This is a genomic window from Hymenobacter sp. APR13 (genome assembly GCF_000737515.1).
In the GTDB taxonomy this organism is placed as follows: domain Bacteria; phylum Bacteroidota; class Bacteroidia; order Cytophagales; family Hymenobacteraceae; genus Hymenobacter.
In genome coordinates this window covers 1,859,755-1,876,233 of sequence record NZ_CP006587.1, presented here as the reverse complement: position 1 = coordinate 1,876,233, position 16,479 = coordinate 1,859,755, and the positions used below count along the sequence as shown (strand labels likewise).

Genomic DNA, 16,479 nt, shown 5'->3' with positions numbered 1-16,479 from the left:
AGCCCCTTGCTACGGGAGTAGCAAGGGGCTTTTTATGTGATATGGGCGGCCGGAGCCGGGTGGTACTCTGCAGGTGCCATATCGCGTTATGCGACGTCCGCAACTGTATTGAATGATTGCACTACGCGGGACACTTCGCCCAAAAACTCCGGGTTTTTCTCCACTTGGTTGCCGACTACAATAACATCGGCGCCAGCGGCCAATGCGGCTTGGGCTTTATCGGCGGTGTTGATGCCGCCCCCCACGATGATGGGCACGTCGACGGCCTGGCGTACGGCCCGGATGGTGGCTGCCGACACCGGATACATGGCGCCGCTGCCTCCGTCGAGATACATCAGGCGCAGGCCAAGCTGCTCGCCGGCCATGGCCGTGCAGGCGGCAATGGTAGGCTTATCGTAGGGGAGGGGCGTAGTGCCACTCATGTAGCTGGCCGTGGTCTGGCGGCCGGTATCTACGAGCAGGTAGCCGGTGGGCAGAATCTGCAGGTTGCTCTGGCGCAGCAGCGGCGCCGCAATGACGTGCTGCCCGATCAGGAACTCCGGATTGCGGCCCGAAATCAAGCTCAGCAGTAGAATCCCGTCGGCCTGCGGATCGAGGTGCAGGCTATGACTAGGAAAAAGCAGCACCGGCACCGCCGAATGCTGCTTAATCTGCTGGATGAGGGCAGTCTGGTGCGAGTTTATCACCAGACTGCCACCCACAAAGAAATAATCTACCGGGTGCGTTTCGCTTAGCGCCAGCACCTTGCGGCAGCCTGCTTCAGTCAGATTATCAGGGTCGAGCAGGATAGCCAGGGATTTGCGGCCGTGGGAGCGGCGCTTGCTGAGGCCATCATAGAGGCTTGTGAGGCGCATTCGCGTCGTCGTGGTGATAAGTAAAGTCGATGTCCCGGGTTTCCGGCTCCGCTGGGGAGGTTGCAAGGTCGGGATTTTTGAGCATCGGCAAATACTCATTCAGTTTTTTGGCTACTACGGCCATTAGCACGGCCGTTGCCTGCGCTACCAGCATCTTGCCGGTATCCGACTGCAGGAATACCCGAAACGTATCGGCTACGATAGAAGACGCTACGGGGTCGGGTTCGGCGCTATGCGGACGTGCTGCCTGCCGAACCGGGGCATATGCTTGCACATCAGCCCCAATGGGCTGGAATGGGTCGTCGGAGCCGAGGGTGTCGGACGAAGCCAGGGCGGAGGCGTGGTACACGTCAGGCGCAATCTGAGCACGTTCGTGGTGGGAGGGCTGCTGGCCACGATCAGCGTGGTGGCCATTGCCGAAGCCCAGGTCGTCGGCCGTGCTGGGGTCGGGAACGGTGGCGCGGTGCTTGCGCAGCGTGCGAGGGGCGCGCGCACTGGGCAAAGTCTGCGGCGCCTGATGACGGCCCTGCAATACCTTGTCTTTCTTGCCGCCGAATGCCTTCGACAGCAGCCACGCGCCGGCCAATACGCCAGCCCCAATGGCCACGTACTTGCTGGCCTGCTGGGTTTTCTCCTTTATCTCCTCCACGTCGCCCATCAGGGCGCGCTCGTATTCCAGCTTCTGACGCTCCAGAAACTCTTTTTCGTCTTCAAACAAAGGGTTGGTCAGTTCGGCCATGTCGGATTAGGCTTGACGTTTGTCGGATTTGTAGATGGTGTTGTCGAGCAGCTTATCGGCTACGCCCTGGAATAGTTTCTTGTCAACGCCTACCAGAAACACGATGAGCACCACCAGATAGAAGCCGGCCACAATGCCGAAGCCCCAATATGAGCTGTCCAGCTGCTCATTAAGCAGCAGGGCAATAAAAAGATTCAGGAACAGAAAGAAGACCAACCCGATGCCGGCCATAGCTGCGCCGTGCATGGTGCCTACCACAGCAACTTTCACTTTCTGCTGTACTTCCAGCCGCATCAGGTCAATGCGCGTGTCCAGATAGCCCTTCAGGTTGCCGATAATATTGTCGGTACGGGGAGTTTTAGTAGCGTCGTCGTCGTCGGAGAAAAGGCCCATGAGCGGGAGATAATTTGCGGAAAACCATGTTTCGAAAGCAACTCCTGAACTCCGGGCCTGCGGCCTGGTTTTCAGATAGCCCCTTCATACGGGAAAACCGTGCGCGTGTCTGAAACCCGGCGTATTTTTACCCGCAAGCAGCTGCATCTTGAGCCAGAATCATTACCACGTATTGGGCATAGCCGCCACCGCCACCGCCACCGACGTGAAGCGTGCCTACAAGCGGCTGGCCGTGGAGCTCCACCCTGATAAGCACGGTGGCAGCGCCTTGTACGAGGAGCGGTTTAAGGCCGTGGCCGTGGCTTACGGGGTGCTGGGCGACCCCCAGCGCCGCGCCGCCTACGACCAGCAACTGCGCCAGGCTGCCCAGCGCGCCGCCGAGCAGCAGCGGCAGCAACAGTACCGCGCCCCCACGCAGCACGTGTACGGGGTGCCCATGCCACCGCCGGCGCCCCTGCGCACCCGGCGGCCGGCCGGCTCCGGCGAGCGGCACTACCGCACCATTCCCAAGCAACGCCGCTTTACGCGCCGCGACTATCTGCTCACGTTTGGGCTGCTGGCCGCCATTCTGGCGTTTGTGCTGGGGGGCAAGCTGATCATGGACCACGTAACGGCCGTCAGCAACTACGAGGACGGCCTGCGGGCGTACCGCCGGGCGCGATGGTCGGCGGCGCACGCCTACTTCACGCAGGCCCTGCACTTCAAGCCCGAGTTCGGGGCCGCGCTGCGGCGCCGGGGCGAGATTGAGCAACTCATCAACCGCGACTATGCCGCCGCGCGCGCCGACTACGAAGCGGCCCTCACCGATGCCGAGCCGGCCGCCGAGCGGGCCCATCTGCTGTTTCGGGTGGGGCAGTGCCTGGCGGGTCTTGGCGAAGCGGATGCTGCCGAGCAGAGCTTCACCGTGTCGCTGGCGCTGGATTCCACGCAGAGTACAGCCTGGCTGGCCCGGGGCGAGGTGCGCCTGTTTGAGCAACAGACCTTCACGAAGGCCGCCGAAGACCTGACCACCGGCCTGCGCCTGCGCACCCGCGCCGGGCGCCCGTTGCCCCTCAAATACCTGACGTACCGGGGCCTGGCCTACTACAAAATGCAGGACCTGACCCAAGCCCGCGCCGACTACCGCCAAGTGCTGGAAGCCAATCCAAAAAATGGGCAGGTGCATTTTCTGCTGGGCCGGCTGGCGCAGCAGGAAGGCAATCCGTCGGCGGCCTGCGAGTTTTTCGAGCGTGCCGTGCGCCTCGGCTACGCCTACGCCGACGAAGCCCGCCGCCAGAATTGCCCCTGAGTTTAGGTGACAGTAGTTGTCAGTTGTTAGTACAGTTCTGACAACTGACAACGAACAACTACAGACTATCAACCAAAAAAAGCGCCTTCCCAGCTGGAAAGGCGCTTTTTGCTGGTGTCAAAACACCGGTTGGATTAGGGCATCAGAACTTTGTCGATTACGTGAATCACGCCGTTGCTCTGGGTCACGTCGTAGGTGGAGATGGTCGAGACGTTGCCTTTCTCGTCAACCAGCACTACGTTTTTGGGGCCGTTCATCATGGCTTTCAGGGTGCCGCCGCTCACGGTTTTGAGGCTGGCGGTGCCTTTGCCGGCTTTGATGGCGGCCATAATCTTGTCGGCGGTCATGTTGCCGGCTACCACGTGGTAGGTCAGGATTTTGGTGAGGGTTGCCTTGTTCTCGGGCTTCACCAGCGTTTCAACGGTGCCGGCTGGCAGGGCGCTGAAGGCGGCGTTGGTAGGAGCGAATACCGTGAAGGGGCCTTTGCCCTGCAGGGTTTCCACGAGGCCGGCAGCCTTCACAGCAGCTACCAGTGTGGTGTGGTCGGCCGAGTTGACGGCGTTTTCCACAATGTTCTTATTCGGGTACATGGCCTGGCCTCCCACCGATACGGTGCCGGGCGTCATCTTGGCCTGAGCCTGAGCCGAAGAAACCGAAGCAGCGCCCATAAAGGCCATTACAGCGAAAGAAAGAAGGGTCTTTTTCATAATCAAGGAAGGAAGAAGAAGGGGGGTGGTTGATTTGAAAGCACTTACGCCCCTGACTGGATAATTGGATTTATCGGACGTGAAAAATATTTCACTGAGCCTATAAAAGCAGCCCATAAGTGCGTGGGCTGCTGCATAAATCGGGGGAGGTTATCCACCAGCGTACCGGACCCTCTTTTCAGCCGGCCACCGGCAGCGTGAAGCGGAAGGTGCTGCCGCTGCCCAGCTCGCTTTCCACCCACAGCTGCCCGCCCTGGCTGCCGATGAACTCGCGGGCAATGCTCAGGCCCAGGCCCGAGCCGCCGCGGTAGCCGGTTTTATCGGGAATCTGCACGAAGCGCTGGAAGATTTTTTCCTGGTACTGGGGCGCAATACCGGGGCCGTCGTCCTGCACCAACACCTCCACCTGCTGCCCGCCCGGGGCCAGCGCCGCCCGAATGTGCAGCTGGCCCTGCTCGGGTGAGTAACGGATGCCGTTGGCCAGCAGGTTGAGCAGCACCCAGGTGGTTTTCTCGATGTCGGCGCGCACGGGGGGCAGCTCGGCGGGCACCTGGATATCGAGGGTGAGCTGCTTGGGCTGAAGCTGGAGCTGGATGGTATCGGCGGCGAACTGCACGATGTCGCGCACCTGGGTGGGCTGGAAGTTGAGCTGGATGTTGCCCGATTCCAGCCGCGACACGTCAATCAGCTCGCCCACCAGCTTCAGCAGCCGCTGGTTTTCCTGCTTGATGGTGGCCAGAATGCGCTGCTGCTCCTCGTTTACGGCGCCCACCTTGCCGTTCTGCAGCAGCTTCAAACTGAAGTTGATACTCGACAGCGGCGTTTTCAGCTCGTGCGACACCGTAGCCAGGAAGTTCGACTTGGCCTGGTCCAGCTTCTTGAACTCCGACACGTTGTGCAGGGTGAGAATGGAGCCCACGAATTCCATCTTGTCCAGCGCCTCGTTGAAGCTGATAACGTCGTTTACGGCCACGCGGTAGTATACCTCCTCGCCGTTGCGGGCCAGCGTGAGCACCGGGGCGGGCTCCTGGGGGCGCTGGGCGGCGGGCGTATCCAAATGGCGCAGCAGCTCCCGGAAAAGGTCGTTGTGGCGGGCCAGTTCGTCGGCCGGCTGGCCCAGCAGTCCGGCGGCGGGCTGGCCCAGCAGCTCGGCAGCCACGGGATTCACCAGCAGCACCCGGCGGTGCTCATCCACCAGCAGCAGGCCCTCATCGAGGTTGTTTACGATGCTGGCGGCGCGGTTGCGCTCGGCCATCAGCTGGGCCAGCGTGGAGGTGCGGTAGTCCTGCAGCTGTACCAGCATGCGGTTGAAGGCCCGCGCCACGGTGCCAAACTCATCGTAGCTTTCCACCGGAATGGAGGACGAATAATCCTGGTTGGTGGCGTTTTCGATGCTGGCCGTGAGCTTGCGCAGGCCCCCCACGGCCGCCTCAGGCACGCTCAGCACGAACAGCAGGGAAGTCAGTAAGGCGAAGGTGAGCAGCGCCAGTACGTAGCGCTGCTGCCGGGTAGCGGTAAGGTTGGCGGCTTCGTTTTTGCGGGTGAGGGCCTGGGTGTTCAGGTCAATCATGCGGTAGGTGAGCGTGCGGAGCCGGGCGGCGGTGGCGGCCTGGGGCAGCCGCTCGTAGCGGGCCAGCGTGGCCGTGAGGCTGTCTACCACCGCCTGCTCGCCCACTTCCGTCACGTTGCCGGCCTCGCGGGTAAGAGCCTCCCGGAAGCTGGCCAACGCCACCGGCGGCGCGGTCTGCACGCTGTCAAGGGCGCGCAGCATGCGCTGGCCCAGCTCTACGGAGTAGAAGTTGTCCTGCAGCACATTGCGCGCCGTGCGGTCGAGGCGGTTGAGCGAGAACAGGGTAAACGCACTCACCCCCAGCAGCAGCAGCAGCATAGTGACGAAGGCCAGGGTGATTTTGGTTTTGAGGTTCATGGGCGGGATGTTGTTCAATTCTGTCATCCTGAGCGGAGCGAAGGACCTTATTACTCCGGCGCGACTCATTCAATACTAACTCCGACGTGGTAAGGTCCTTCGCTCCGCTCAGGATGACAGACTTTTACCAGATTACACCAGTCAGTAACTCACCAGAAACACGTCCACGTCCAGCGGGGAGCGGGCTACGGCGCGGATGAGGCGGCGCGTTACGCCGGGGCGCAGCAGGCGCTGCCACCAGCTTTTCTCGCTGGTGACGCCGCAAATCAGCAGCGTGACGCCTTTTTCCTGGGCCACGCGCAGGATTTCGGGTACCGCGTCGGTGGCTTTCACGCGCAGAATCTGGCCGCCCAGCTCGGTAGTGAGCTGCAGGTTGTTGAGCAGGTGGCGCTGGGTGGCCAGGTTGATGCGGTCGGCCGCTTCGCGGGGCGTTTGCACGTAGAGCACGGCCCAGGAGGCGGCCGAGAGGCGGTCGGCGAGGCGGCTGGTTTTGCGGATGATTTCCTTGGCGGCGGGGGCGTTGGCGTTGATGCAGGCCAGCAGGCGGTCCTGGTTGCGGCGCTCGGGAGCCACGGGCGCGGCCCCGCCGCCGTCGGTTTCAATCTGGCGGCTGATGAGGTTGGCGGTTTCGCGCACGGCTAGCTGGCGCAGCTGCAGCAGGTTTTCGGCCTGAAAGAAGTTAGCCAGCGCCGTGGGAACCTTGGCCGCATCGTAGATTTTGCCTTCCTCCAGGCGGGCGCGCAGTTCGCCCACAGTCAGGTCCACGTTCACCACCTCGTCGGCCAGCTTCAGCACTTGGTCGGGCACGCGTTCCGTCACGTCGGTGCCGGTGATGCGCAGCACCTGGTCGTGCAGGCTTTCGAGATGCTGAATGTTGACGGCCGTAAGCACCGAAATACCGGCCCGCACCAGCTGCTCCACGTCCTGCCAGCGTTTCTCGTTTTCGGAGCCAGGCACGTTGGTGTGGGCCAGCTCATCCACTACCACCACCGAGGGGCGGCGCTGCAGAATGCCCTGCACGTCCAGCTCCTCCAGCAGGCGGCCCTTGTAGAAGATGTGCTTGCGCGGCACGGTGGGCAGGTCGCGCAGCTGGGCCACGGTGCCGGGGCGGCCGTGGGTTTCCACGTAGCCCAACACCACATCCACGCCGTGGGCGCGCAGCTCGTGGGCTTCCTGCAGCAGGCGGTAGGTTTTGCCCACGCCGGCAGCCAGCCCCAGGTACACCTTCAGCCGCCCGCGCCGCCGCTGCTGCACCAGCCGCAGAAACCGCTCGGCCGATTGGTCGCGCTGTTGGTCGTCGTGGTTGTCGGCTGGGGTTGACATGGTTAAGGAGATAATAGAACGTCATGCTGAGCGCAGCCGAAACATCTCTACCGCTTTGGTAGAACGTCATTCCGAGTAGCGCGAGGAATCTCGCGTGCTGACTCTTGAAATGGTAGCTCAACGAAGCGGGAGAGATGCTTCGGCTACGCTCAGCATGACAGGTAGCTTGGCAACGTCAGCACGCGAGATTCCTCGCGCTGCTCGGAATGACGTGCTATGTTGTCGTGCTGGCTGAGTACTCTAAAACGACAGCACGATGCTGCTGGTGAGGTTGCCGTAGTTGCGGGTGGGGTTGCCGTTGCGGTCGGTGAGGAAGGGTTGGCGGCCGTGGAAGGTGCGGCCCTCTACCCGGAACGTCACGTTGCTGGTGGGCGCGTAGTCGAGGTTGAGCGAGGCGGCCTGCACCTTGAAATCGGTGGCGGCGGCTACCGGCGAAATGGTGCTGATAATGACGCCCCGGTCGGCATTGTAGTACTCAGCGCGGGCGGCGGCGGTCCACTTATCGGCCAGCTTGTAGCGCACGAAGGCCGCGCCGGTGTGCCAGGTATCGGCCTTGCCGCCGCGCTGCTCGCTTTCCTGCTTGCCCACGTCGAACACCAGGGCCAGGCTGAGGCGGTCGGTGGCGGCGTAGCTCACGTAGAAATCGTGGAAGTAGCGGCGGCGGCGCACCGAGTCCTGGGGCTGCTCGTTGCCGTAGAAGGTGCTGCTGTTGATGAGTAGCTTATCGGTGGGCTTCCACTGAATCTGAGTGCCCAGGGCTTTGGCTTGGTTGTTTTCGCGGATATTCTGCCAGCCGTTGAGTGCCAGGCCGGTCAGCGTCAGCTTGGGGCTCACCTCGTAGGTCAGCCGCGCCCCGGCCTCGTAGTACGGCGAGTTTTCGGCCATCAACGAGCGGGTCAGCGTCCAGTTGTCCTTGCTCAGGGCCGACTCAAACCCGATGTGCGAGCCGAAAATACCCACGTCAAGCCAGGCTTTTTTGAAGGGTCGAAAGCCCGCATAAGCTTCGTACAGATGCTTGAGCACCGGGTCCTCAGCCGCATAGTTGGCCGATACGTAGGTGCCCGCGTGCAGGCCCAGGGCCCCGCGCACCTGCCCGTTGTCGTAGCGCAGACCGATAACGGCGTTGTTCACCGTAAACTCGTTCTGGCGGTTGTGCGAGTACAGAAAGCCGGGCCGCTGGTTGGTGGCCGCGTGCTTGAAATCATAGCCGTAGTAGCCATCCACAAACCCGTAGGTAGTCAGCGGATTGGCCGGAGCCGCCGCAGCTGCCGTGGAATCGGGCGTGGTTTGGGCCGTAGCAGCCGAAGCCGTGAGCAGTGCAGTAGCAGTAAGGAGAACCAGTGGTTTCATTGGGAGAGAAAGAATGCGGAGAACCTCACCCCCCGGCCTCCTCTCCACGGGGAGAGGGGGAGCCTGACGATTTTTGATCAGGCGGATGGCGGGGAAGTAATACAGAATTGAGGATGTAAAGCAACAAAAACGAGCCGGGAGGCAGTAGCGCGAACTTTGTAGTTCGCGCCCCAGAACGACAATCGTTGCAACGGCGCGGGGGCGCGAACTACACAGTTCGCGCTACTGGCTACTGCCTCAGACCACTAGTTGCAGCAGCAGCCACAGCAGCGCCAGAGCCAGCAGGGTGTAGCCGGGGCGGAAGCGGCGGCCGCGGTGCCGGTGGGCGCGCAGCCGGTAGTGGGCGCGGGCCCGATGCGCGGAGGCAGCCACCGGCTAGCGGTTCTGCAGGGCGTCGAGGACCACGTTCAGGCGCAGCACGTTCACCCGGTCGGGGCCGAAGGCGCTGTGCTGGGTGTGCTCCGTCACCAGGGCCTGCACCTTGGCGGCATCGAGGTTGCGGACTTTAGCCACGCGGGCTACCTGCACGGCGGCGGCGGCCGGCGAGAGGTGCGGGTCGAGGCCCGAGCCGGAGGCAGTGAGCAACTCGGCCGGCACCTGGGCCTTGGTTACGCCGGGGTTCTGCACCAGAAACGTATCGAGGCGGGCCTGCACGGTAGCCAGGTAGTCGGGGTTGCTGGGGCCTTTGTTGGAGCCGGCCGAGCCGGCGGCGTTGTAATCCACGGCCGAGGGGCGGCCCTGGAAGTATTCGGGCCGGGTGAAGCGCTGGCCCACGTTATCGTAGCCTACCACGCGGCCCTTGTGGCTGATGGTTTCGCCATGCCCGCCGGCCGGGGCCAGCTGAGCGCCGGCCCACACCAAGGCGGGGTAAATCAGGCAGCACACCACCAGCAGCACAAGGGTCAGGCGGAATGCGGGAAGCAGGTTCTGTTTCATGTTGATTTTGCGTCGATTGTTTGTCTGTCATCCTGAGCGGAGCGAAGGACCTTATCACGCCTGAACAAGTCGTTCAGTCGTAATCCAGACGTAATAAGGTCCTTCGCTCCGCTCAGGATGACAGCCGATTTTGTTTTTCTATTTCCTACAAAAACAGCCCTACTACCAAGTCAATCACCTTGATGCCGATGAAGGGGATGATGACGCCGCCCAGGCCGTACACCAGCAGGTTGCGGCGCAGCAGGGCCGAGGCCCCGATGGGCTTGTAGGCCACCCCGCGCAGTGCCAGCGGCACCAGCAGCGGAATAATTACGGCGTTGAAAATCACGGCCGAGAGGATGGCCGACTGCGGCGACTTCAGGCCCATGATGTTGAGCGCGCCCAGGGCTGGAATGGCCACCATGAACAGCGCGGGCACAATGGCGAAGTACTTGGCCACGTCGTTGGCAATCGAAAACGTGGTGAGCGTACCGCGCGTCATCAGCAGCTGCTTCCCAATTTCCACTACTGCAATTAGCTTGGTGGGGTCGTTGTCGAGGTCCACCATGTTGCCAGCCTCTTTGGCGGCCTGGGTACCCGAGTTCATGGCCACTCCCACGTCGGCCTGGGCCAGGGCGGGGGCGTCGTTGGTGCCGTCGCCCATCATGGCTACCAGCTTGCCCTGCTGCTGCTCGCGACGGATGTAGGTCATCTTGTCCTCGGGCTTGGCCTCGGCAATGAAGTCATCCACGCCGGCTGTTGAGGCAATGAACTTAGCAGTGAGCGGGTTGTCGCCGGTGACCATCACCGTTTTGATGCCCATTTTGCGCAGGCGCTCAAACCGCTCCTGAATGCCGGGCTTGATGATGTCCTGCAGCTCCACCACGCCCAGCACCTGGTCGTTCTGGCTGACCACCAGCGGGGTGCCGCCGTTGCTGGCAATGGCTTCCACGCGCTGGGTGGTTTCCTGGGGGAAGGGCTGGTTGGCGCGGGCGGCCAGCTGCCGGATGGCATCGGAAGCGCCCTTGCGCAGGCGGGTGCCATCCGGCAGCGTCACGCCCGAGCTGCGGGTTTCGGCCGTGAACTTGATCAGCTCGGCCCCTTGCAGGCGGGTGCGCAGACCGGCCACGTCGGAGCGGCGGGTTTCGCCGGCCAGCTCCACAATGCTCTTGCCCTCGGGCGTTTCGTCGGTGAGTGAGGCCAGGGTGGCGGCTTCTACCATCTGGGCCTCCGTGATGCCGGGGGCAGGCCAGAAGTGCGTGGCTTTGCGGTTGCCGATGGTGATGGTGCCGGTTTTATCGAGCAGCAACACGTCGATGTCGCCGGCCGTTTCCACGGCTTTGCCGCTTTTGGTGATGACGTTGGCGCGCAGGGCGCGGTCCATGCCCGCAATGCCGATGGCCGAGAGCAGCCCGCCGATGGTAGTCGGAATCAGGCACACAAACAGCGCAATGAAGGCCGAAATGGCAATGGGGGTCTTGGAGTACTCGGCAAACGGCGCGAGGGTCACGCACACCAGCACGAACACCAGCGTAAATCCGGCCAGCAGAATGGTGAGGGCAATTTCGTTGGGCGTTTTCTGCCGCGACGCGCCTTCCACCAAGGCAATCATCTTGTCCAGGAACGACTCGCCGGGGGCCGTCGTCACCACCACCTTAATACGGTCCGACAGCACCTTGGTCCCGCCCGTGACGGAGGATTTATCCCCGCCGGCCTCCCGAATCACCGGGGCCGACTCGCCCGTAATGGCCGACTCGTCAATGGTGGCCAGGCCCTCGATGATTTCGCCATCAGTGGGAATGATTTCGCCGGCTTCCACCAGGAAAATCTGGCCCTTCTGGAGCTGGGAAGAGGAAACCGACGACTCCTGGCCGTTGGCATCGAGTACGCGGGCGGGCGTTTCCTCGCGGGTTTTGCGCAGGCTTTCGGCCTGAGCCTTGCCGCGGGCCTCGGCAATGGCCTCGGCGAAGTTGGCGAACAGCAGCGTCAGGAACAGCACCACAAACACGGTGAAGTTGTAACCGAACGAGCCCTGGGCGGCATCGGGCTTCACCAGCAGCCCCAGCGTCACGAGCAGCATCACCACCGTCCCGATTTCCACGGTGAACATCACCGGGTTGCGGAACATGATGCGCGGGTCGAGCTTCACGAACGCCTGTTTCACGGCCTCCGACACCAGCGCGGGTTGAAAGAGAGATTGAGATTTAGTTGACATGGGTAATTGTCATCCTGAGAGTAGCGAAGGACCTTATCACGCCTGCGCTACATTGATTACTAGTTCTGATGAAGGCAGTCGTGATAGGATGCTTCCTTCGTCAGCATGACAGTCTCGGATATTGGCTCCGCCTAGTACAGCGAGAAATGCTCGGCCAGCGGCCCCAGCGCCAGGGCCGGGAAGAAGGCCAGGGCGGCGATGATGACGATGACGGCCAGCACCATCACCCCGAAGGTGGCCGTGTCGGCGGGCAGGGTGCCGGCGCTTTCGGGCACGTACTTCTTGCGGGCCAGCAGGCCGGCAATGGCTACCGGGCCCACAATGGGCAGGAAGCGGGCCAGCAGCAGCACTACACCGGTGCTGATGTTCCACCACGGCGTGTTGTCACCGAGGCCCTCGAAGCCGGAGCCATTGTTGGCCGAGGCGGAGGTGAACTCATACAGCATCTCGGAGAAGCCGTGGTAGCCGGGGTTGGCTAGCCAGCCGCTGTACTCGGTGGGGTTGCCGGCGTACAGGTGAGCCGTGAGGGCCGTGCCCGCCAGAATCAGCAGCGGGTGCAGCAGCGTCACGATGACGGCAATTTTCATCTCGCGGGCCTCAATCTTCTTGCCCAGCAGCTCGGGCGTGCGGCCCACCATCAGGCCGGCAATGAACACGGCAATAATAAGGTAGGCGAAGAAGTTGAGCAGACCCACGCCGCAGCCGCCGTAGAAGGCGTTGGTCATCATGCCCAGCATCTGGCTCATGCCCGAAATCGGCATAAACGAGTCGTGCATGGAGTTCACCGAGCCGCAGCTGATGATGGTGTTGGTGATGCTCCAATAGGCCGAAGCCGCCGCTCCAAAGCGGATTTCCTTGCCCTCCATGGCCCCCAGCGCCTGATCGACGCCGAGCTTGGTAATGGCGGGGTTGCCGTGCATCTCGTAGTACACCGTGGGGGCCAACAGGGCCACAAAGCCCATCGTCATCACCCCAAAAATCATGTAGGCCAGCTTGCGGCGCTTCAGGTAGAAGCCCAGCGCAAACACCATGGCAATCGGGATAATCACCAGGGCAATGTTCTCGACGGCGTTGGTGATAAAGTTGGGGTTTTCGAGCGGGTGAGCCGAGTTGGCCCCGTAAAAACCGCCCCCGTTGGTACCCAGCTCCTTAATGGCCACCATGGCGGCCACCGGCCCGCGGCTCACGGCCACCGAGTCGCCCTGCAGCGTAATCAGCTCCTGCTTGCCCTGCAGCGTCATGGGCGTGCCGTTGAAGGCCAGGATGAGGGCAATCAGCAGCGAACCGGGCAGCAGCAGGCGGGTGAGGCTCTTCACGAAGTAGTCGTAGAAGTTGCCCAGCTTCTCGGTGGTGCGCGTCTGGAGGGCGTTGAACACCACTACGGCCGCCGCAATGCCGGTAGCGGCACTCACAAACTGCAGGAAGGTAATCACCACTAGCTGCGAGAGGTACGACAGGCCCGACTCGCCGGAGTAGTGCTGCAGGTTGCAGTTCACCAGGAAGGAAATGGCCGTGTTGAAGGCCAGATCGGGCGACATCGAGGGGTTACCGTCGGGGTTGAGCGGCAGGCTGCCCTGGGTACACAGCACCAGCATGGCCAGCAGGAACCACACCAGGTTGATGGTGAGCAGCGCCACCATGTGCTGCTGCCACGTCATCTCGCGGCGGGCATCAATGCCCGAAAGCCGGTAGATGCCATTCTCGACGGGCCGCATGAAGTCGAGCAGGTTCTTTTCGCCCCGGAACACCCGGGCCAGATACGCGCCCAGCGGCAGGGCCAGCACCAGCGTAACGAGGTAAATTCCGCCGATGCTGAGTAGTTCGTTGTTCATTTTCGGTGAGTTGTCAGTTATTGGTTGTCAGTTGCTAGTTGTTCGTTGTCAGTTGTCGACTTTATCGTTATCAGGCAGGATAAACCGCTTGACAACCAGCGCCTGACAACTGACAACCAGCAACTGACAACTAGAAGCGCTCCGGGCGCAGCAGCACGTAGCAGAGGTAGCCGAACGTGGCGAGGGAGAGGAAAAACAGGGTGACCATCATGGCGCGACGAGGTTAGATCTGGTCGAAGAAATCGACGGACTTGTAGAAGAGCCAGAAACCGGCCAGGCCGGCGGCCGTGAGCAAGGGAATCATTAGGAGCGGAGCCATTGGCGAAGCGGAAAAGCAGCGGCCCTAGGGCAGCATGGTGGTGTGCGGATAGTGATAGGTCTGGTAGAGGCGGCTGGGCATGAGCTGGCGGGCCAGCTGGTTGCCGTAGGTGCTGCCATCGAGGTGCAGGCAGTGCAGGTACACATTTTCGATGGCGCGGGCCAGGTAAGCGTCGCCCTGGCGTAGCAGGCGGTCGGCCACCTCGAAGCAGCGCTTGAGCAGGGCCAGCTGGCCGGCCTCGGCGGCTTCGCGGGTGAAAGTGGCAAAGCAGCTCAGCTGCCGGTACAGGCTCTGGCGCGTGGCTGGCACCTGCAGTTCCGCCCCCAGTTCGGGGAAGCTTTCCAGCAATAGGGTGGCGGTTTCGGAAGAAGAAGTCATCTGACGAGATGAAAAAAAGTGGAACGGGTCCGTGAGTGAGCCGTGCGTCGGCGGGGCATGGCGCTGGGCTGGTTGTCAGGCACCCCAGCACCGGCCCCGGTTCGGTCCGTTTGCCGAATCGACGAATGGCTCGGGCGGCTTCTTGCCAATCCGGGCCCACATCCGGATGCTGTGTTTTAAATTGCCTTTATCTGTCTGATTATCAGTTTAAAATATTTTTAAATATCTTCCACCCCACACCCCGCGCACAAAAAAACCGGGTCATTCTGACCCGGTGCGCTGGTCAGAATAACCCGGTTTGGTAGTCCTTATGTCCCAGGGCTGAAGCCCTGGGCTAGTGAGTGAGAACGGGCAGACGCTACGTAGCCCAGGGCTTCAGCCCTGGGGCGCAGGCGTCGTCGTTCAACGACGAGACACAAGATATTGCGTCTCTACAGCCCGTATTCCTGGATTTTGCGGTAGAGGGTTTTAGTGCCGATGCCGAGCTGGCGGGCGGCTTCCATTTTGTTGCCGCCGGTATCGTGGAGCACTTGGCGGATCTGGCGCTTTTCCAGGGTGCGCAGGCTGTTGTCGGAGGCTTCATCGGTGCCGGGGGCGGCGGGCAGGTAGTGGAACTCGGCGGGCAGGTCGTCGGTGGTGAGCGTGTCGCCGTCGGCGAGGATGGCGGCGCGTTCCAGCACGTTTTTCAGCTCCCGCACATTGCCGCGCCAGTCGTGGCGGCGCAGCTGCTCCAGCACCTCGGGCTCTAGGCCGCGCAGGCGGCGGCGCAGCTTACCGGCGAAGAATTGGAGGAAGTATTCGGCCAGCAGCGGCACGTCGTCGCGCCGCTCGTTCAGGCCCGGCACCGGCACCGTAAACACGGCCAGGCGGTAGTACAAATCGGGCCGGAAATGGCCGGCTTCGGCTTCCTGGCGCAGGTTGCGGTTGGTGGCCGCCACGATGCGCACGTTCACGCTAGTGGGCTTGGTGTCGCCGAGCTTGGTGAACTGCTGGGTTTCGAGCACCCGCAGGAACTTGGCCTGCACATTCAGCTCCAGCTCCCCGATTTCGTCCAGGAACAGGGTGCCGCCGTTGGCCTCTTCCAGCAGACCCTTCTTATCCGTCAGCGCGCCCGTAAACGCACCCTTCTTATAGCCAAACAACTCCGATTCCAGCAAATCCTTCGGGAAAGCCGAGCAGTTCACGGCTACAAACGGCTTGCTGCGGCGCGGACTAGCCTGGTGGATGGCCTGGGCAAACAGCTCTTTGCCCGCGCCGGTGGGGCCTTCCAGTAGCACGGTACTGTCGGTGGGAGCGGCACGCTCGGCCAGCTTGCGGGCCTGCAGCAGCGCCTGGGAGCGGCCAATCATGCTGTCGAAGCTGTACTGAGCGCCTACTTTCTTTTCGAGGTCGGCCACGCGGCGTTGCAGGCGGGCTTTTTCGGCGGCGCGGTCTACCACCACCAGCAACTGGTCGTCGGAATCACCTTTGGTGAGGTAGTCGAAGGCGCCCTCCTTCATGGCCCGCACGCCGTCGGGAATGGTGCCGTAGGCCGTCATCAGAATGACTTCGGCCAGCGGAGCCACCTGCTTGTAGCGCGGCAGCAGGTCGAGGCCGTAGCCGTCGGGCAGTTTCACGTCGCTCAGCACTACCAGCACGTCCTCGGCGTGCTGGCGCAGCAGTTCCAGGCCGCGGCGGGCGTCGGGGGCCTGCAGCACGGTGTAGTCTTCCAGCTCCAGCACCCGGGCCAGCAGCTGGCGCAGGCTGGTTTCGTCGTCGATGAGCAGCAGGGTTCCGTTAGGCATGGGCGGGCAGCAGTAGGAGGGAAGCGCCGCGAAGGTAGCCGCCCGGCCGCTAGGCGCGAAACCGCCGGCAGTTCGCACGGGCTCCGGAAAACGCCGCCGCCACCAAATCCGCCCAAAAACAGCCCGGCCGAAGCAGAAATAAATCCGCTTCGGCCGGGGTAGAAATTCGATAACCGACTCTCAACCCGCCGAAGCAGGGAATGCGGTTTTCGGTGAACAGGAACCGGACGGGGTGGGGCAGACGTCCGGGTAATCACTGTGGGAATTTGCTACCACCCGGCGGGGGGGATTCACCGTGCGATAGCCGGAACAATATTAAGCAAAGAATCCGGCCCGGCATGGTGAGTAGCTGCTTTTTAGGTGAGTATTCACTCACTTATAATCTCTAATAAATATGTAAGTGATTTGTTTATAGATATTTGAACAAATCAGGCTGAAAGCCAAAAGCCGGAATT

15 protein-coding genes are annotated in these 16,479 nt (G+C 62.2%); 1 reads left to right on the top strand and 14 read right to left on the bottom strand.

Features of this window, described 5'->3' with window-relative positions; genetic code table 11:
- Positions 1 to 86: 86 nt before the first annotated feature.
- Genes N008_RS07820 through N008_RS07810 form a run of 3 tightly spaced genes read right to left on the bottom strand, consistent with a single transcriptional unit; the run spans position 87 to position 1,986 of the window.
- On the bottom strand, positions 87 to 854 hold the full coding sequence (locus tag N008_RS07820) for a geranylgeranylglyceryl/heptaprenylglyceryl phosphate synthase (RefSeq protein WP_044015065.1): 768 nt from the start codon (positions 852 to 854) through the stop codon (positions 87 to 89).
- Positions 832 to 1,593: a hypothetical protein gene (locus tag N008_RS21470; RefSeq protein ID WP_052381313.1), complete on the bottom strand. Its 762-nt coding sequence runs from the start codon at positions 1,591 to 1,593 to the stop codon at positions 832 to 834. Before N008_RS21470 ends, N008_RS07820 begins: the two co-directional genes overlap by 23 nt.
- 6 nt (positions 1,594 to 1,599) lie before the next feature.
- Positions 1,600 to 1,986: a phage holin family protein gene (locus tag N008_RS07810; RefSeq protein ID WP_044015063.1), complete on the bottom strand. Its 387-nt coding sequence runs from the start codon at positions 1,984 to 1,986 to the stop codon at positions 1,600 to 1,602.
- Positions 1,987 to 2,134: 148 nt separating this feature from the next.
- Here N008_RS07810 and N008_RS21465 point away from each other — a divergent pair, with 148 nt between their 5' ends.
- Positions 2,135 to 3,274: a J domain-containing protein gene (locus N008_RS21465; protein WP_081910669.1), complete on the top strand. Its 1,140-nt coding sequence runs from the start codon at positions 2,135 to 2,137 to the stop codon at positions 3,272 to 3,274.
- 134 nt (positions 3,275 to 3,408) lie between these two features.
- Here the strand turns inward: N008_RS21465 and N008_RS07800 are convergent, their stop codons facing one another.
- From N008_RS07800 to N008_RS07765, 11 genes are all read right to left on the bottom strand, one after another.
- Positions 3,409 to 3,981: a fasciclin domain-containing protein gene (locus tag N008_RS07800; protein WP_044015061.1), complete on the bottom strand. Its 573-nt coding sequence runs from the start codon at positions 3,979 to 3,981 to the stop codon at positions 3,409 to 3,411.
- Positions 3,982 to 4,159: 178 nt separating this feature from the next.
- Positions 4,160 to 5,935 (bottom strand): ATP-binding protein, encoded by a 1,776-nt coding sequence (locus N008_RS07795; protein WP_197062967.1) that lies wholly within the window; start codon positions 5,933 to 5,935, stop codon positions 4,160 to 4,162.
- Positions 5,936 to 6,049: 114 nt separating this feature from the next.
- Positions 6,050 to 7,231, bottom strand: a complete 1,182-nt coding sequence (locus tag N008_RS07790; protein ID WP_044015057.1) for a histidine kinase — start codon at positions 7,229 to 7,231, stop codon at positions 6,050 to 6,052.
- 240 nt (positions 7,232 to 7,471) lie between these two features.
- Positions 7,472 to 8,581, bottom strand: a complete 1,110-nt coding sequence (locus N008_RS07785; protein ID WP_044015055.1) for a porin — start codon at positions 8,579 to 8,581, stop codon at positions 7,472 to 7,474.
- A gap of 237 nt (positions 8,582 to 8,818) precedes the next feature.
- The gene (locus N008_RS24040) at positions 8,819 to 8,953 is read right to left on the bottom strand and encodes a hypothetical protein (protein ID WP_262489707.1); all 135 of its coding nucleotides are present in this window, start codon (positions 8,951 to 8,953) and stop codon (positions 8,819 to 8,821) included.
- 3 nt (positions 8,954 to 8,956) lie between these two features.
- Positions 8,957 to 9,517, bottom strand: coding sequence for a potassium-transporting ATPase subunit KdpC (gene kdpC, locus N008_RS07780; RefSeq protein WP_044015053.1), 561 nt, complete (start codon positions 9,515 to 9,517; stop codon positions 8,957 to 8,959).
- Positions 9,518 to 9,662: 145 nt separating this feature from the next.
- On the bottom strand, positions 9,663 to 11,711 hold the full coding sequence (gene kdpB / locus N008_RS07775) for a potassium-transporting ATPase subunit KdpB (protein ID WP_044015050.1): 2,049 nt from the start codon (positions 11,709 to 11,711) through the stop codon (positions 9,663 to 9,665).
- A 131-nt stretch (positions 11,712 to 11,842) separates the two neighbouring features.
- Positions 11,843 to 13,543, bottom strand: a complete 1,701-nt coding sequence (gene kdpA / locus N008_RS07770) for a potassium-transporting ATPase subunit KdpA (RefSeq protein ID WP_044015048.1) — start codon at positions 13,541 to 13,543, stop codon at positions 11,843 to 11,845.
- A 130-nt stretch (positions 13,544 to 13,673) separates the two neighbouring features.
- Positions 13,674 to 13,751 carry a K(+)-transporting ATPase subunit F gene (gene kdpF, locus N008_RS24260; RefSeq protein ID WP_125422174.1) on the bottom strand — a complete coding sequence of 26 codons (78 nt, stop codon included), beginning with the start codon at positions 13,749 to 13,751 and terminating at the stop codon, positions 13,674 to 13,676.
- Positions 13,752 to 13,886: 135 nt separating this feature from the next.
- Complete coding sequence (locus tag N008_RS21460; RefSeq protein ID WP_052346111.1) at positions 13,887 to 14,240, bottom strand: hypothetical protein; 354 nt, start codon at positions 14,238 to 14,240, stop codon at positions 13,887 to 13,889.
- 431 nt (positions 14,241 to 14,671) lie between these two features.
- Positions 14,672 to 16,024, bottom strand: coding sequence for a sigma-54-dependent transcriptional regulator (locus N008_RS07765; protein ID WP_044015046.1), 1,353 nt, complete (start codon positions 16,022 to 16,024; stop codon positions 14,672 to 14,674).
- Positions 16,025 to 16,479 lie beyond the last annotated feature (455 nt).

Excerpts from the sequence above, each read along its gene's own strand:
- N008_RS07765 (WP_044015046.1), bottom strand. The coding sequence starts at position 16,024 with ATGCCTAACGGAACCCTGCTGCTCATCGACGACGAAACCAGCCTGCGC.
- N008_RS07795 (WP_197062967.1), bottom strand. The coding sequence starts at position 5,935 with ATGACAGAATTGAACAACATCCCGCCCATGAACCTCAAAACCAAAATC.
- N008_RS07785 (WP_044015055.1), bottom strand. The coding sequence starts at position 8,581 with ATGAAACCACTGGTTCTCCTTACTGCTACTGCACTGCTCACGGCTTCG.
- kdpB (WP_044015050.1), bottom strand. The coding sequence starts at position 11,711 with ATGTCAACTAAATCTCAATCTCTCTTTCAACCCGCGCTGGTGTCGGAG.
- N008_RS07820 (WP_044015065.1), bottom strand. The coding sequence starts at position 854 with ATGCGCCTCACAAGCCTCTATGATGGCCTCAGCAAGCGCCGCTCCCAC.
- kdpF (WP_125422174.1), bottom strand. The coding sequence starts at position 13,751 with ATGGTCACCCTGTTTTTCCTCTCCCTCGCCACGTTCGGCTACCTCTGC.
- N008_RS07800 (WP_044015061.1), bottom strand. The coding sequence starts at position 3,981 with ATGAAAAAGACCCTTCTTTCTTTCGCTGTAATGGCCTTTATGGGCGCT.
- N008_RS07810 (WP_044015063.1), bottom strand. The coding sequence starts at position 1,986 with ATGGGCCTTTTCTCCGACGACGACGACGCTACTAAAACTCCCCGTACC.
- N008_RS07790 (WP_044015057.1), bottom strand. The coding sequence starts at position 7,231 with ATGTCAACCCCAGCCGACAACCACGACGACCAACAGCGCGACCAATCG.
- kdpA (WP_044015048.1), bottom strand. The coding sequence starts at position 13,543 with ATGAACAACGAACTACTCAGCATCGGCGGAATTTACCTCGTTACGCTG.
- N008_RS21460 (WP_052346111.1), bottom strand. The coding sequence starts at position 14,240 with ATGACTTCTTCTTCCGAAACCGCCACCCTATTGCTGGAAAGCTTCCCC.
- N008_RS21470 (WP_052381313.1), bottom strand. The coding sequence starts at position 1,593 with ATGGCCGAACTGACCAACCCTTTGTTTGAAGACGAAAAAGAGTTTCTG.
- kdpC (WP_044015053.1), bottom strand. The coding sequence starts at position 9,517 with ATGAAACAGAACCTGCTTCCCGCATTCCGCCTGACCCTTGTGCTGCTG.